The 15,766-nt window shown below is 62.4% G+C and carries 16 protein-coding genes; 9 read left to right on the forward strand and 7 right to left on the reverse strand.

Features of this window, described 5'->3' with window-relative positions; all coding sequences use genetic code 11:
* Positions 1-101 precede the first annotated feature (101 nt).
* A complete protein-coding gene (locus tag N8A98_RS03650) occupies positions 102-1,247 on the reverse strand; it encodes a serine hydrolase domain-containing protein (protein WP_262169240.1) in 1,146 nt (381 codons plus the stop codon).
* Between the two features lie 33 nt (positions 1,248-1,280).
* On the opposite strand from N8A98_RS03650, the gene N8A98_RS03655 reads away from it, so the two are divergent.
* Positions 1,281-2,231, forward strand: a complete 951-nt coding sequence (locus tag N8A98_RS03655) for a LysR substrate-binding domain-containing protein (protein ID WP_262169241.1) — start codon at positions 1,281-1,283, stop codon at positions 2,229-2,231.
* Here N8A98_RS03655 and N8A98_RS03660 read toward each other — a convergent pair.
* Positions 2,228-2,950, reverse strand: a complete 723-nt coding sequence (locus tag N8A98_RS03660) for a GntR family transcriptional regulator (protein ID WP_262169243.1) — start codon at positions 2,948-2,950, stop codon at positions 2,228-2,230. The two genes, N8A98_RS03655 and N8A98_RS03660, sit on opposite strands and share 4 nt — an antisense overlap.
* A 245-nt stretch (positions 2,951-3,195) precedes the next feature.
* Here N8A98_RS03660 and N8A98_RS03665 point away from each other — a divergent pair, with 245 nt between their 5' ends.
* The 6 genes from N8A98_RS03665 to N8A98_RS03690 are packed head-to-tail and all read left to right on the forward strand — an operon-like array spanning position 3,196 to position 8,883.
* On the forward strand, positions 3,196-4,284 hold the full coding sequence (locus N8A98_RS03665) for an ABC transporter ATP-binding protein (RefSeq protein WP_262169244.1): 1,089 nt from the start codon (positions 3,196-3,198) through the stop codon (positions 4,282-4,284).
* Between the two features lie 31 nt (positions 4,285-4,315).
* A complete protein-coding gene (locus N8A98_RS03670) occupies positions 4,316-5,605 on the forward strand; it encodes an ABC transporter substrate-binding protein (protein ID WP_262169247.1) in 1,290 nt (429 codons plus the stop codon).
* Between the two features lie 60 nt (positions 5,606-5,665).
* A complete protein-coding gene (locus N8A98_RS03675) occupies positions 5,666-6,523 on the forward strand; it encodes an ABC transporter permease (RefSeq protein ID WP_262169248.1) in 858 nt (285 codons plus the stop codon).
* A 1-nt stretch (position 6,524) separates the two neighbouring features.
* A complete protein-coding gene (locus N8A98_RS03680; RefSeq protein ID WP_262169249.1) occupies positions 6,525-7,343 on the forward strand; it encodes an ABC transporter permease in 819 nt (272 codons plus the stop codon).
* Positions 7,340-8,074, forward strand: coding sequence for an aspartate/glutamate racemase family protein (locus N8A98_RS03685; protein ID WP_262169252.1), 735 nt, complete (start codon positions 7,340-7,342; stop codon positions 8,072-8,074). Before N8A98_RS03680 ends, N8A98_RS03685 begins: the two co-directional genes overlap by 4 nt.
* Complete coding sequence (locus N8A98_RS03690) at positions 8,071-8,883, forward strand: GNAT family N-acetyltransferase (RefSeq protein WP_262169254.1); 813 nt, start codon at positions 8,071-8,073, stop codon at positions 8,881-8,883. Before N8A98_RS03685 ends, N8A98_RS03690 begins: the two co-directional genes overlap by 4 nt.
* A 38-nt stretch (positions 8,884-8,921) precedes the next feature.
* Here the strand turns inward: N8A98_RS03690 and N8A98_RS03695 are convergent, their stop codons facing one another.
* The gene (locus tag N8A98_RS03695; protein ID WP_262169256.1) at positions 8,922-9,818 is read right to left on the reverse strand and encodes a LysR family transcriptional regulator; all 897 of its coding nucleotides are present in this window, start codon (positions 9,816-9,818) and stop codon (positions 8,922-8,924) included.
* A gap of 239 nt (positions 9,819-10,057) precedes the next feature.
* On the opposite strand from N8A98_RS03695, the gene N8A98_RS03700 reads away from it, so the two are divergent.
* Complete coding sequence (locus N8A98_RS03700) at positions 10,058-10,804, forward strand: SDR family oxidoreductase (RefSeq protein WP_262169259.1); 747 nt, start codon at positions 10,058-10,060, stop codon at positions 10,802-10,804.
* Positions 10,805-10,820: 16 nt separating this feature from the next.
* Positions 10,821-11,291: a cyclophilin-like fold protein gene (locus N8A98_RS03705; RefSeq protein ID WP_262169261.1), complete on the forward strand. Its 471-nt coding sequence runs from the start codon at positions 10,821-10,823 to the stop codon at positions 11,289-11,291.
* A 4-nt stretch (positions 11,292-11,295) separates the two neighbouring features.
* On the opposite strand, the gene N8A98_RS03710 is transcribed toward N8A98_RS03705, so the two are convergent.
* Genes N8A98_RS03710 through N8A98_RS03725 form a run of 4 tightly spaced genes read right to left on the reverse strand, consistent with a single transcriptional unit; the run spans position 11,296 to position 15,758 of the window.
* A complete protein-coding gene (locus N8A98_RS03710; RefSeq protein WP_262169263.1) occupies positions 11,296-12,066 on the reverse strand; it encodes an SDR family NAD(P)-dependent oxidoreductase in 771 nt (256 codons plus the stop codon).
* Positions 12,063-13,769, reverse strand: coding sequence for an SMP-30/gluconolactonase/LRE family protein (locus N8A98_RS03715; protein ID WP_262169264.1), 1,707 nt, complete (start codon positions 13,767-13,769; stop codon positions 12,063-12,065). The genes N8A98_RS03710 and N8A98_RS03715 overlap by 4 nt, the downstream gene beginning before the upstream one ends.
* Before the next feature lie 11 nt (positions 13,770-13,780).
* Positions 13,781-14,923 (reverse strand): ABC transporter ATP-binding protein, encoded by a 1,143-nt coding sequence (locus tag N8A98_RS03720; RefSeq protein WP_262169266.1) that lies wholly within the window; start codon positions 14,921-14,923, stop codon positions 13,781-13,783.
* Between the two features lie 4 nt (positions 14,924-14,927).
* A complete protein-coding gene (locus N8A98_RS03725) occupies positions 14,928-15,758 on the reverse strand; it encodes a carbohydrate ABC transporter permease (protein ID WP_262169267.1) in 831 nt (276 codons plus the stop codon).
* Positions 15,759-15,766 lie beyond the last annotated feature (8 nt).

Below are 15,766 nucleotides of genomic sequence, written 5' to 3' on the forward strand. Positions count from 1 at the left end.
TTTTTCTATCATCTTTTCTGATCATTGCAAAGAATACGCTACGTCCATTCCTTCGCGCCCGTGAGGCGGGGCGGCCAAATGCTGGCCGTCCCGTGCCCAGGTTAAGAGAGTGGCAGGGCGAATGCGGCGGCGATGTCCTGGGCGAACTTGCCAGACATGCCCTCATAGGCCGTGTTCGTCATTGCAATGAATGTGCGCTTTTTGGCGAAGTCGATGCCCCATGTGTGGCCGTAGGTACCGCCCCAAGTCGCCGACCCCGTGCTCCATTGGCTGCCGGCAGCCGCAGGGTCGACCAGGGTGGCGCCCAGCCAGGAAAAGCCCCAACCCGGCCCCATTGCCTCCGCGCCGATCCGGACTGTCCGCGCTGCCTCGCGCAAGTCCTCGCTCAGGAAGCTGCCGGCGCGGTAAGCCTCAAGCAGGGTGAGCACGTCGCGTGCGCGGCCAGCCATGCCAGCACCACCCGAGGGCCAAGCCGCCGCGTCCCGAATGCGCTCCGGATCAAAGCGCACGCCCGGACCTTCGATATAACGCTGGGGCAGTTCCACGCCGACACCCATCCGCACCGGTCCCGATGCACCGTCATGATAGGGGACAGCAATGTTCGCATCGGGCCAATGAAACGCCGCACCCAATCGCAGTGGCTCAGTGACAAGCGCAGCGATCGCGCCGTCAAGCTTCATACCGGTGACGGCTTCGACCACACCACCCAGCACATCGGTCGCAACGGAATAGCGCCAGTTCTCGCCTGGGCGCTGGTCCAGCGGCACGCTCGCAATGCGGGCGAGATTGGCCGCGAATGAGCCCCGGTTTTCATCCAGTCCATCCGAAACATCGGCGCGGGCATAGGGCCCATCCGCGGCTTGCTGGAAGCGGTAGTCGAGACCTGCCGTGTGTGCCATCAAGTGTTCGACCCGGATATCCGCGAGCGAGCCATCGGCTAGGCGTGGGGCAAAGTCTGGCAGATATTGCGTCACCCGATCATCAGGCGACAGACGCCCGGCTTCCACCAGTGTCAGGGCGGCCATGGTGGTAAAGGGCTTGGTGACGGATGCGAACCGGAACGGCGTATCGATCTGCATCGACCGGCCTGTCTCGCGGTCGGCGTAGCCCGCCGCCCGTTCGTAGACGATCTTGCCGTCTTCGACGACAAGCACCACGCCACCGGCGATGCGCGCTCGGGCAAGTGCATCATCAATCGCGACATCAATCGCGTTTGACAGGGTCGAAGTCTCTAATTGTTGGCTCATTGGTAGGCTCCAGGGCAAAATGATACGCCTTAGATGGCCCGCCTTGATCGTGAAGTTGAGCTGAGGCATACTTCAAGGGCCTTGAAGCATGGATTAACGATGCCCCCTGATCTTCTTTCGTTGCTGCCGGCATTCCGCATGGTCGCGACCGCAGGCGGTTTCACCGCCGCGTCCGGCCGGCTTGGAATAACGCCGTCGGCGGTGTCGCAAAAAATCCGGCAGCTCGAATCCCTGGTCGACGCCCGGCTTTTCGAGCGCACCAGCCGCAGCATCCGGCTGACCGAGGCCGGCCGCCTGCTGCTGCAGGATACCGACCGGGCTTTTGGTGATATCGCCGAAGCGCTTGATCGGGTGCGGACTGCCGGCCGCCGGCCCGCCGGGAATTTGCGGATCAACCTGTCGCGGCTAGCGGCGCAGTTCTGCATCTTGCCGCGGTTGGCAGATTTCGTGCGGCACTATCCCGATATCGACGTGGAACTCGCGACGGATGACCGACTGAGCGATATCGTTGCCGGTGGGTTCGACGCGGGCATCCGGTTTTCGGACACTCTGGAACTGGACATGATCGCGCGCCCTATCGGTCCAGTTCTGCACCGCCGGGTGCTGGCTTCGCGCGCCTATCTGGAGGCCGCGGGCATTCCCCAGCACCCCAATGATCTGGCGAGCCATCAGGTGATCCGCTACCGATTTCCGGGCAGCCAGCGGCTGGAGCCATTGACCTTCAATGTGGGCGATCAGGTCGTGCGCCTCGATCCGCCGCCGCGGCTGGTGTTCGACGACAATAATCACTTCGACTTCGCCGTTCGCGCGGGTCTGGGTGTTGCCCAGCTCTATCGAACGACGGAAATCCCCGCCAACGAGTCCGACGAACTGGTCGAGGTGCTGCACCAATTTGAGCCGCGACCATCTCAGTTCCAGCTCTATTACCCCACGCGCAATCAGCCGCCAAAGCTGCGGGCCTTCATCGACTGGTTTTGCAGTTAGATTCCCGCCCCGATGACCAAGGCGTCGCGTAGCGGCAGGTTGCTGGTGTTGCGCAAGTCGAGATCGGCTTCGATATGGTCGATATGGGTGAGCAGCAGCTTGCCGGCGCGCTCCCCATCGCCCTGTTCCAGCGCTGCCAGGATATTGCCGTGGTCACTATGGCCGCAACTGGAGGCGCCGGAATTGCCGTAAAGCGCGATGACCAGGGAGGAGCGGGCGACCAATTCCTCCATGAAGCGCAAGAGGATGGCATTGCCCGCGACCTTGGCGAGCAGCAGGTGGAAATCGCCCGAGGCATGAATTTCGGCACGGCGAGCGGATGGGCCACGTTGGTTGAGCAATTCGCTCTCGTGCTGCAGGCGCTCGCGGAACGCAGCGATTTCGCTGGTCGTGATGCGTTGCGCGGCCGCGAGCGCCAATCCCGGCTCGATCAAGCGGCGCGAGGCAAAGACCTGGCGAGCCTCTTCCGGCGTTGGATTGGCGACGAAGGCACCCCGATTGCGTTCGGTCTTGACCAGTCCCTCGAAGGCGAGCGCCTGGAGGGCAGCGCGAACCACAGTGCGGCTGACCTCGAACAGCGTGCCGACTTCGGCTTCGTTGAGTTTCGTGCCAGGCGCCAACCGGCGATCGACGATCGCGTCGCGCAGATGATCGCGGATCATCATGGCGCGGTCCTCGACAGGGGGCGGCGCGGCAAAGGTCTGGTCTGTAAGCGTCATAGCTCACTCATAAGCAGAATCGAAGGGGGGTGAAAGCGAGAATTGCACACAGACATTCAACAAATTGCATACAATTTCGGCGCACACTGCAGACACATGCTCACAAATGAAGCAAATGCAAGAACTGCTTATAGATCGCACAATTGCGATGAAGCGAGATAAATCAGTGCTGCCAGCAGGTTAATAGGTCACTCACCAACTGGCACGGCGGATGCATGTAAAGCCCCGATGAATTGGGGATGCTTATGTCCAAGGCTGCCGAGATCGACATCGCTTCCGTTTCCAAGATTTATGGAAAGACGACGGCGGTCGATGCCATCAGCCTCAAGATTCCGGCTGGGAGCTATTGCTGTCTGTTGGGGCCGTCAGGCTGCGGCAAGACTTCGACCCTGCGCATGATTGCCGGGCACGAAAGCGTCTCGGTGGGCGACATTGTGTTGGGCAAGAATGTGGTGACGCATCTGCCGCCGGCCAAGCGTGGAACCGCAATGATGTTCCAGTCCTATGCGCTGTTTCCCCATCTCGACCTGGTCGACAATGTCGCCTTCAGCCTCAAGATGGCCGGCGTCGACAAGGACACCCGCCGGGCCCGGGCGCTCGACCTGCTCAAGCTGATGCAGATGGACGCCTATGCCAGCCGCAAGCCGGCGCAGCTGTCGGGCGGCCAGCAACAGCGCGTGGCGCTAGCGCGGGCGCTGATCACCGATCCCGAGGCACTGCTGCTGGACGAGCCGCTCTCGGCGCTGGATCCCTTCCTCAAGATCCGCATGCGGGCCGAACTCAAGAAGCTGCAAAAGCAGCTCGGCATCACTTTCGTGCATGTGACCCATAGCCAGGAAGAGGCGATGGCGCTGGCCGACATCATCGTAGTGATGAGCGACGGCCGCATCGAGCAGGCGGCAAGCCCCCGCGAAGTGTTCGAGCGCCCGGCGACGGCATTCGTGGCCCGCTTCATGGGCGACCACAACGTCATATCCGGCAAGGTGGTGAATTCCGCTGACGGCCTTGTCACCTTCGAGATCGTTGGCGGCGGCACTTTCTCGGCCGCGGGCGAGCCGCGACCGCCCGGCGCCAATGTTGATGCCGCAGTACGCACCGACCACGTCCGGATCGGGGAAAGCCCGATCAAGGGCCTCGGCTTCACCGGCATCGTCTCCAATCTCGAATATCGCGGCGGCACGATCAAGCTGACCATCGAAGGCGCCGGCATCGCCGAATTCACCGCCATCATCACCGACAAGGCCTTCTACGCGGCGCCCGTCGCAGTGGGTGATGCGGTGCCCCTCCATTGGGATAGCGAGGACGCCATCGTCCTCGGCACACCCGATCCATGACCACAAACCAGCAAACAGGGACGTTCAGGCTATGACAGAGACTGCCAAAAAGACCGGCATTTCCCGCCGCAACTTGCTCAAGACCGGCGCTGCCGCCATGGCCGGTACGGCCCTGGGCACCGGAGCCATCACCGGCTTCCCCACCATCTGGGCACAGAACCCGATCACCCTGCGCCAGTTCGGCACGGGTGTGAGCAACCTCAATGCGATCGCCGAAAAGTGCAAGGAAGACCTCGGCATTACGCTCGAGATGACGGCGACGGATTCCGATGCTGCGGCGCAGCGCGCCGTCACCCAGCCGGACAGTTACGACATCGCCGATATCGAATACTGGATTTTGAAGAAGGTGTTCCCCACCGGCGTGATCCAGCCGATGGATACGTCCAAGCTGACCTATTACGACAAGATCGTGCCGCTGTTCAAAACCGGCAAACTGCTGCCCGATAGCGTCATTGCGCAGGGCACCGCGCCGCACACTGTGGGCTTTGTCGAAGCCCCCGGCGACAAGACCTTTGCCAAGGGAGAAACCGGCTGGTTCACCATGGTGCCGACAATCTACAACGCCGACACCCTGGGCATCCGTCCGGACCTGGTCGGGCGGGACATCACCACCTGGGCCGATATCATGGACCCGGCTTTCAAGGGCAAGGCCGCCATTATCAACGTGCCCTCGATCGGCATCATGGATGCGGCGATGATCATGGAAGCCATGGGCAATATCACCTATGGCGACAAGGGCAACATGACCACGGCCGAAATCGATGCGACCATCGATTTCCTGATCAAGGCCAAGCAGGACGGCCAGTTCCGCGCCTTCTGGAAGAGCTTCGATGAGAGCGTGAACCTGATGAGTTCGGGCGAAGTCGTGATCCAGTCCATGTGGTCGCCGGCCGTGGCTGCCGTCCGCTCCAAGGGCATCGCCTGCACCTATCAGCCGCTCAAGGAAGGCTATCGCTCCTGGGGCGGCGGTCTGGGTCTGGCGGCCCACCTGCAGGGTGCCCAGCTCGACGCGGCCTACGAATATATCAACTGGTACACGTCCGGCTGGGTCGGCGGCTATCTTAACCGCCAGGGCTACTACTCGGCGGCCATGGAGACGGCCAAGGAGCACATGTCGGCCGACGAATGGGGTTACTGGATCGAAGGCAAGGCCGCCACGGGCGACATTCTGGCTCCCGACGGCACCGTGATGGAAAAGGCCGGCGCCATCCGCGACGGCGGCTCGTTCGAAGAGCGCATGGGCAAGGTCGCCTGCTGGAACTCTGTGATGGACGAAGACCGCTACATGGTCCGCCGCTGGAACGAGTTCATCGCGGCTTGATGACTTCGAGGGGGCCGCTGAGGCCCCCTCATCCGGCGCTACGATGTTGGGGACGATCCAATGAACAACCTAATCGCCCGCGCTACGCCTTATCTGCAGGCAACGCCGCTGCTCCTCATTCTTGGCTTCTTCCTCGCCATTCCAATCCTGCTGCTGCTGATCGTCAGCTTCTGGGACTACGATTTCGCCGGCATGATCCCGGATTTCGTGACCTTCAACTATACCGAGACACTCGGTTCGTGGGTCACCTGGAAGACCTATGGGAATACGCTGAAATTCGCCGCCATGGTCTGGGCCATCACCGCCTTTGTCGGCTTCTGGGTCGCCTATTTCCTAGCCTTCCACGTGCGGACGGCGACCATGCAGATGGTGCTGTTTCTGGTTTGCACCGTACCCTTCCTAACCTCCAACATCATCCGCATGATCTCGTGGATTCCGGTGCTCGGCCGTAACGGGTTGATTAATTCCGGGCTGGTTGGAGCTGGAGTCATCGACCAGCCGATCGAGTGGTTGCTCTATTCCGATTTCGCGGTGATCCTGGCCATGGTGCATCTCTATACGCTTTTCATGGTGACGCCGATTTTCAACACCATGATGCGCATCGACAAATCACTGATCGAGGCGGCGCGCGACGGTGGCGCCAAGGACTGGCAGATCATCTGGAATGTCATCCTGCCCTTGGCCAAGCCCGGCATCGCCATCGGCACTATCTTCGTGGTGACGCTGGTCATGGCCGATTTTTCGACCGTGCAGGTGATGAGTGGTGGCCAATCGGCCTCGGTGGCCCTGATGATGCGCAACCAGATGTCGCTATTGCAATATCCAGCCGCTGCCGCCAACGCCATCGTGCTGCTGGTGCTGGTGCTTTTCATGGTCGCGGGCATTCTGCGCATCGTCGATATCCGCAAGGAGCTCTGAGATGGGCCAGGAAAAACGCAGCCTCGGCTTTTATGTGCTGGCAGCCTTCTTCGTGCTGTTCGTGCTGTTCCTTTATGGTCCGCTTTCGGCCGTCTTTATCCTCAGCTTCCAGGGGCCGCAGGGCGGGCTGACCTTCCCGCTCAATGGGGTCTCGATCCGCTGGTTTCAGAACCTGTTCGAAACCCAGGCAGTGGGCAATTTTGGCGCCAGTTTCGGGCGCTCGCTCGCGCTGGGCCTGATGGTGATGGGGGCAACTGTGCTGGTGTCGCTGCTGGCTGGCCTCGCCTTCCGCCGCAAATTCATCGGCGCATCGCCACTATTCTATCTAACGGTTGCCAGCCTTGTCGTGCCCTCGATCATCGTCTCGCTGGGCATCGGCGTGTTGTTCCAGCAGATCGGCATCCAGCCCAACTGGTTCAGCTCCGGCTTTGGCGCCCATCTCACCTGGACACTGCCCTTCGGCGTGCTGATCATGTTTGCCGTGTTCAACCGGTTCTCGCCCTCCTACGAGGAGGCGGCGCGTGATCTGGGGGCCAGCTCGTGGCAGACTTTTTATCATGTCGTGCTGCCGATGATCGCACCCAGCCTGATCGGCGTCGGGCTGTTCGGCTTCTCGCTCAGCTATGACGAATTCGCCCGCACCCTGATGACCTCGGGCAGCTCCAACACCCTGCCGCTCGAAATCTATGGCATGACCACCAATGTCACGACGCCAGTGCTCTATGCCCTGGGCACCGTGACGACATTGTTCTCGTTCCTCGTGATCTTGGTGACGCTCGGGGCTATCCTGTGGGTCAACCGCCGCCGAGCCCAGGCATGACCCGCATCGCAGTAATCAACCCCAACACCACTGCCAGCATGACCGCGACCATCGCCTATGCAGCGCGGCTGGTCGCCGCGCCAACCACCGAGATCATCCCGGTGACCTCGAGCATGGGGCCGGTGTCGATCGAAGGCTATTACGACGAGGCTTTTGCCCTGCCCGGCCTGTTGCGCGAGATCGGCAAGGCCGAGCGCGAAGGCGCCGCCGCGGCGGTGATTGCCTGTTTCGACGATACCGGGCTCGATGCCGCTCGCGCCATGGCGCGCATGCCAGTGATCGGCATCTGCGAGGCGGCGCTGGTGACTGCCGCCTTCATCGCCAAGCGCTTCACGGTTGTGACGACGATGGAGCGCTCGCGTGTGCCGATCGAGGAACTGGTGCATCGCTATGGCATGGCCGGCCGTGCCCGCGTTCGCGCCGCCAACATCGCCGTGCTCTCGCTTGAAGACCCCAATTCGGGCGCCCGTGATCGGCTGCGCAGTGAAATCGTTCGTGCCATTGCCGAGGATAATGCCGAAGCCATCGTGCTGGGCTGCGCCGGCATGGCGGACCTCGCGAAAACCCTGAGCCAGGAATTCGGCCTGCCGGTTATCGATGGCGTCGGCGCGGCGGTGAAACAAGCCGAAGCCCTGGTGGCGCTTGGATTGACGACCAGCAAACGCGGCGCCTATGCCGCGCCCCTGGTCAAGCGCTATGAGGGCGCGCTGGCCGAGTTTGCTCCGGTATGACCCGCACGGTTCGAACGCTCACCCTGGCAGAAATCCAGCTTCTGCTGGATTGGGCGGCCGCCGAAGGCTGGAATCCCGGGCTCGACGATGCCCAGCCATTTCATGCCGCCGATCCAGCTAGTTTCTTCGGTGCGTTCGTTGGCGAACAAATGGTCGCCGGCATCTCGGCCATCGCCTATGACGCCCATTTTGGCTTCATCGGCCTCTATATCTGTCACCCCGACTGGCGCGGACAAGGCCACGGCAAAGCCGTGTGGGACGCTGCCATGGCCTATCTCGGCTCGCGCACCATCGGGCTCGATGGCGTGGCTGAGCAGCAAGCCAATTATGCAAGCATGGGTTTCGCGCCCGTTTATGAAACCATCCGCATGAGCGGCACACTGCCCGACCGCCCCGCCGATGACCAATGCCTGCCGCCAGCACGTCTCGACGACATCCGCGAATTGGATGCCCTGTGCTTCCCTGCCCCGCGCGACGCCTTTTTGCGGCATTGGCTCACGCCGCCGCGCCATAGCCTTGTTCACCGAACCGGTGGCATGATCGATGGCCATGCTGTGTGTCGTCCGTGCCGCGAAGGGACCAAGATCGGCCCGCTCTTCGCTCGCACCATGCGTGCTGCCACCAACATCTTGACCACCCAATCCGGCTCCGTCCACATCGACGTCCCCGCCTACCAGACTGAATGGCTGGCGACCTTGGTGAGCCTTGGCTTCAGGAGGGGCTTTACGACCCAACGCATGTACAGGGGCAAACCACCTGCTACGCATATGCCTGCTGTCTTCGGCATCTCCAGCCTGGAACTCGGCTGATCGGGGTGCCAGTCCGCTGTTTCGCGAAGCCGCTGAGCCTATTTAGTCCGAAACCGGAACGCCTCCACGAAAGCTGAAAATGCTGGCGAGAGGTGGCGGCGGCTTGGATAGTAGAGATGGTAACCCTGAAATGTCGGGCAGTATTGATGCAAGACTTCCTGCAGTTCGCCGGCTTCAATATAGGATCGCACCAGCTCGCGCGGCACATAGGCGAGCCCAACGCCATCGAGCGCTGCCTGAACTGCGGGACCCATATTGTTGAGCGTGAACTGACCCTCGACGCGGACGCTGAATTCGCGGGCGCCGTCCCGCAACTCCCAGGCATAGACAGCACCAGAGGTCGGCAGGCGGTAGTTGATACATCTGTGTTCAGTGAGGTCCTGCGGCGTCACCGGCGCCGGATGCCGCTCGAAATATTGCGGTGATCCCACCACGCAATAGGCGACATCGGGGCCGATGCGGACCGCAATCATGTCCTTGGCGATGGATTCCCCGAGCCTGACGCCGGCATCGAATTGTTGTTCGACAATATTGGAATAGGCGTTGTCGACGATCAGTTCGACGCTGATGTCCGGGTAGTCGGCAAAGAATTTGGCAAGGCGCGGTCGGAACACAATGTCCACCGAGTCGTCGGTGCTCACGATCCGCAGATGGCCGCTCGGTTGATCGCGCATGGCGCCGAGCGCGCTGACCTGGGCGGCAATACCGTCGAAATGCGGCTCGATACCGGCCCGGAGACGCTCCCCTGCCAGCGTCGGAGCCACGTCGCGGGTAGTGCGCGACAGCAGGCGAACGCCAAGTCTGGATTCCAGCGCCTTGACCGTATGGCTCAGCGCCGAGGGCGTAACGCCCAGTTTGCCGGCCGCACGCGTAAAGCTGCGCTGCTTGCTCACCTCGAGGAAGGCGCGCATCTCGGCAAATTCGTCACGCTTCATTGCTGAACCTCGCTCACAACAGCATGCAGATTACTGCGTCTAGTCGCAATTGGCCAGGCTGACTAGTTAAGGACCTCCAGCGGAGTCGTGTGCCTGTCGTTCCTTTGGGTGAGCTTGCTCACCCCCATCGCGCGAGACCTAGCTGCGAGCGAAGGTGAAGGCCTGGATGGCCGGCCCCGATGATCTTGAGGCGGGTGGCGCGCGCCGCCTTCGCCCGCAACATCTGAAAGGAAAATCTCATGACTGAAGGCATCAAAAACAAGGTCGTCGTCATCACCGGCGCCAGCAGTGGCCTGGGCGAAGCCACCGCACGTCATCTCGCCGCCAAGGGCGCCTCCGTCGTGCTTGGCGCCCGCCGCGCCGACCGCATCCACGCCCTGGCCGAGGAATTGACGGCGGCGGGGCATAAGGCGAAAGCCGTGGCCACGGACGTCACTGATCGCGATCAGGTCAAGGATCTGGTGCAGGCAGCGATCGACACATTCGGTCGTATCGACGTGATGCTCAACAATGCCGGCCTGATGCCTTTGGCACCGCTCGAGCGCCTCAAGATCGACGAGTGGGATCGCATGATCGACGTCAACCTCAAGGGCGTCCTTTACGGTATCGCCGCCGCCCTGCCGCGCATGCAGGCACAGAAGTCCGGGCACATCATCAATGTTTCCTCGGTCTATGGCCATGTCGTGGATCCCGGCGCCACGGTCTATTGTGCGACCAAGCACGCCGTGCGGGCGCTGTCCGAAGGCCTGCGCAAGGAAGTGAAGCCCTACAATATCCGTACGACCGTCATCTCGCCCGGCGCCGTCAGCACCGAACTGCTCGAGCATATCAGCGAAAAGGATATCCAGCAGGGCACCAGGGATTTCGTCAGCAAGATCGCGGTTGGCCCGGATACCTTCGCCCGCGCCGTCGCCTTTGCCATCAACGAGCCCGACGACGTCGACATCAACGAAATCCTGTTCCGCCCGACGGCACAGCCGGTCTGATCAGAAGGGGTAAATCATGGCCGATGCGCCCACCCAGTTCACTCGACGCACACTATTGCAAGCAGCCTTTGCCACAGCAATGCTCCCGGGCACTGTGCGGGCGCAGGCTGATACCGATCCAGCAAGCCAGGAGCCGAATGGCATGAAAATCTCTTTGACCTTCAATGGCATGACCATGACGGCCAGCCTCTACGACAATCCGTCCGCGCGCGACTTTGCGTCCATGCTGCCACTCGATCTGACGATCGAGGATTTCGGCGGCAATGAAAAGATCGTGCATCTGCCGCGCAAACTGACCGAGGACGGCGCGGGGCCTTTTAGCAACGAGCAGCCGGGCGACCTCTGCTACTTCCGGCCGTGGGGCAATCTGGCGCTGTTCTATGGGGACTATCGCTGGGACGGGCTGATCCGCCTCGGCCGCTTTGATGACGGCTTCGATCCACTGCTGGTGCGCGGCAAATTCCCCGTCCGCATTGAGCGCATCTGACGCCTCAACGCTGGATGTGCCCGCCGTCAGCTATAATGGTTTGGCCGGACATAATCCTGGCGTCGTCGGAGGCAAGCCATAGGGCGAGGCGGGCTATGTCATCGGGGGTGACCAATTGCTGGACTGCCTGGCGGCCTAGCGTTTCGCTGACATAGGCGGGGTCGTTTGCCAAAGCCTGGCTCCGTTCGGTGAGCGTACGACCGGGCGCTATGCACATGACGCGAATTCCATGTGGGCCGAGGTCGCGGGAGAGGCATTGGGTGAAGCCGCCGATAGCCGCCTTCGCCGTGCCATAGGCGATGAGCCCGGCGGCGCCCTGCATCCAGGAGGTCGAACCCAGATTGATGATGGTGCCGCCGCCCGATTGCTTCATATCCGGCGTGACGGCCTGTGCCGCAAAGGCCAGATGCCGCAGGTTTACGGCCATGCGATCATCCCAATAGTCGGGCGTCATCGTCTCGAAATCGTGGCGCTCGTCGTGGCCGGCATTGTTGATCAGAATCTGAATCCGTCCAAGCTGCTGGCGCAGCGCAGCGATGGCCGCGGTGAGGGCGGGGATGTCTGCGACGTCGGAGCTGGCTGCCGCCGCAGTGCCGCCAGCAGCCAGGATCGCGTCACGCACCGCGTCAGCGCCCTTGCTGTCGCGATCGACGATACCGACATGCGCGCCGTGCCGTGCAAAGGCCAGAGCCATGGCCTTGCCGATACCCGCCGCCCCGCCCGTGACGATGACCGGCTTGCCAGCAAGGCTATGGTAGCTGTTCTCCCGGCTCATCCGGCAAAGGCCCCACCCTTTTGGCCGCGCACGCCGGGATCGAAGGCGAAAAGGCCGCCAGACAGAGGCGCCTCCACCAGCATGCGCTCGGCCAACCTGATGCGGCCGGAGGTGATGTAGAGGCGATCGAGATTGGGGCCGCCAAAGGTGCAACTCGACGGCCGCGGCACGGGCACGCCGACGACACGGTCCAGCCTTCCATCGGGCGCGTAGCGGCGCACCGCCCAGCCGTCCCATACGGCGACCCAGAGATAGCCTTCGGCATCGACCGTCATGCCATCAGGCTTACCCTCGGCGGGCGGGATCTGCACGACGACACGGCGGTTGGCGATGGTGCCGGCGGCGAGGTCGAAGTCGTAAGCAAAGATGCAGCCCAGGGCGGAATCGGCGAAATACATCAGTTTGTCGTCCGGGCTCCAGCCCATGCCGTTGGAGACCGTGAAGCCGGTATCGACGCGGCGCCAGCTGGCATCGGGTTCTATGCAGTACAGGCTGCCCGAGGGTCCCGAGGCGTCGAGCGCCATGCTGCCAGCCCAGAACCGGCCGCGGCGATCGCATTTGGCATCGTTGAACCTATTGGTGGCGATATCGGCTTCCGGATCGACGACCGGTATCAGCGCGCCCGTGGCGATGTCGAGGAATTCCAGCCCGTTCTGGGTCATAACGGCGTGGCCGCCCGCTAGACGCGGTGCAATGGAGGTGACCATTCGCGACATTTTGGTGGTGGTGTTGTTGCCGGTGGCGGGATCAAAAGCGTGGACGCTAGGGGACAGGATATCGAGCCACAGCAATTTGCCGTCCTGCTCGCTCCAGGTTGGTCCTTCGCCCAGATGGGCGGCGACGGGCAGCACACATTCGGCATTGGCGTGAACCAGCGTGCGCGGACGCTCGGGCGCATTGATGCTCATGGCGGTCGCTCCGACATTGCCAGAAATGCGTCGCGCGGCCTCCATCAGGTCGCGGCCGATAATGTGGAGGCGATCGATCGGCAGCCGTTCGCGCGGGCCGGAGACGCCGATGGCAGCGATGGGCTCATGGCGGTGATCGAGCACGGGGGCGGCGACCGAGACGACACCCGCCACATGTTCCTCGATCGAGAGCGCATAGCCGCGCGCCCGGGTCAGCGCCAGATCGGTCAGCAGGTCGGCCTCATTGCCCGGCACTTTGGTGGGATCATTTGAGGCACGCAGTTCGGCGATCAGCTCGCGTTGCCGATGCGGCGTCAGGAAGCTGAGCAGCGCCTTGCCGCCCGCCGTGCAATGGAGCGGCGCGCGCCTGCCGACCTCGATGCGGAAGCCGAAGGCGTCGGCGGACTGGCGCCTGTCGATATAAAGGATCGAGCCGTTCTCGAGCTCGCAGAGCGACACGGTCTCGCTGGTCATATCGGCCAGCCGGTCGAGCTCGGGCGCTGCGGCGCCCCGCAGATCGAATTCGTCCCAAACTTTATGGGCCAATTCGAACAGGCGTGGCCCCAGGCGATAGGTCTGGTCGGCCTCGTTGAAGCGGATCAGCCGGAATTCCAGCAGCGCTTCGAGAATGCGGTGCAGTGTGCCCTTGGGAAAGCCCGTGAGCTTGATCAATTGGGTGAAGCGCTGTGGCCGATCCACCTCGCCGAGCAGGTCGAGAACGTAGAGGCCCTTGCCGAGCGCCGAGGTGCCCTGGGGCATCTCGTGCTCGCCGATGCGCTTGAGTTCTATTGCCATGCCTGATCCTGCTACTTGATGGCTTCTTCTGTAGCCGGATCGAACAGGTGTATGGAAGTGTTTGGCTTGATGGCCAACCGCACCTGCCTGCCGATCAGCGACTGGTCCACATCATAGAGCCGGGCGATCAGCGTGCCTGAGGCACGGCCCTCGTGTTCATGTTCGCCGGCCACGGGAATAGCAACCCGCTGGCCCGGCAGGCGGAAATGCACATAGGCCTCGCTGCCCAGGCTTTCGACCAACAAGGGTTCAACGTCGAGCGCTGCCTCGCCGGGTGCGGCGAGACCCAGCGCTTCGGGGCGAATGCCGCAGATGACGCTTTTGCCGATATAGGCCGAAGCGGCTTGCGCCACCGCGCCTTCGGGCCGCAATTGCAGGCCGCCAGCCTCGATGAATACGCCCTTGTCGTCGCGCGCCAAGGTGCCGGTGATGAAGTTCATCGAGGGCGAGCCGATGAAACCGGCGACGAAAATATTGTTGGGCCGACTGAACAGCTCGTCGGGTGTGCCGATCTGCTGCACCACGCCCTTGCGCATGATGACGATGCGGTCGGCCATGGTCATGGCCTCGGTCTGGTCATGTGTCACATAGATGGTGGTGACGCCGATGCGGCGCTGCAGGGCAGTGATCTCGGCGCGCATCTGCACGCGCAGGGCGGCGTCGAGATTGGACAATGGCTCATCCATCAGGAAGACGCGCGGCTCGCGCACGATGGCCCGGCCCAGCGCGACACGCTGGCGCTGGCCGCCTGACAGAGCCTTGGGCCGCCGGTCGAGCAGGTCGGTGATCTCCAGCGCCTGCGCGGCGCGCTCGACACGGGCATCGATCTCGGCCTTGTCGGTATTCCGCATCTTGAGGCCGAAGCCGATATTCTGGCGCACGGTCAGGTGCGGATAGAGCGCATAATTCTGGAACACCATGGCGATGTCGCGCTTGCCGGGAGCAAGCTCGGTGACGTCCTCACCACCGATGATGATGCGGCCGCCGCTGGCCGCTTCGAGACCGGCCAGGATTTTGAGTGCCGTGGATTTGCCGCAGCCCGAGGGCCCGACAAAGACCACGAACTCGCCGTCATCGATCTGGAGGGACATGTCCTTGAGGGCGTTGAAGGCACCGAAGGACTTGCTGAGATTTTGAATCTGAATGTCGGCCATGGGTCTATTTCCCCGAGCCAGCGGTCAGGCCGCCGACGAGATAGCGTTGCAGGAACAGGTAGGCGAGCATGATGGGCAGGGCTGCCAGGAGCGAGGCTGCCATGATGACGTTCCAATCGGTCTGGTATTCGCCCTTGAAGGTGGCAATGCCGATATTGGCCGTCCAATTATGGGTGGCGCTGGCGAGGAAGGTGCGGGCATAGAGATAATCGGCCCAGGACAGGACGAAGCCATAAAGGGCAGTTGCAGCCAGGCCCGGCGCCGAGACCGGCAGGATGACCCGGAACAGCGCGCCCCATGGCGTGCAGCCGTCGACCTGGGCCGCCTGTTCGAGCTCTTGTGGGATGGAGTCGAAATAGCCCTTCAGCATCCAGGTGGCGAAAGGCACGATGGCAGTGGCATGGGCAATGATCAGCGACCAGAGCGAGCCCATCAGCCCCAGGCTGCGGAAAATGCCGAAGAGGGGAATGATCAGCATGGTCGCCGGCAGCATCTTGCTCATCAGGATGAACAGGCCGACCGCTTCGCCCCCCTTCATGGTGTAGCGCGACAGGCTATAGGCGGCGAGCACCGAGACGAATAGCGAGATCGCGGTGGAGACGACGGCCACCAGAGCCGAGTTGAACAGCCACCGCGGCATGTCGGTGTTGAAGATCAAATTGGTATAGGTGCTCCACTGCGGATTGGCCGGCCAGAACTGCGGTGGAAAGCTGCGCAGCGCGCTGGCTGGCGCCAGCGAGGTGATGATCATCCAATAGATGGGGAACAACAGGAATCCGCAGACCACGATGACCGTGGCGTAGAGCAGGATGGACTGCAGCAGAGTGCGTTTCATCGCGGCGC

This window comes from Devosia neptuniae, from assembly GCF_025452235.1.
GTDB lineage: Bacteria > Pseudomonadota > Alphaproteobacteria > Rhizobiales > Devosiaceae > Devosia.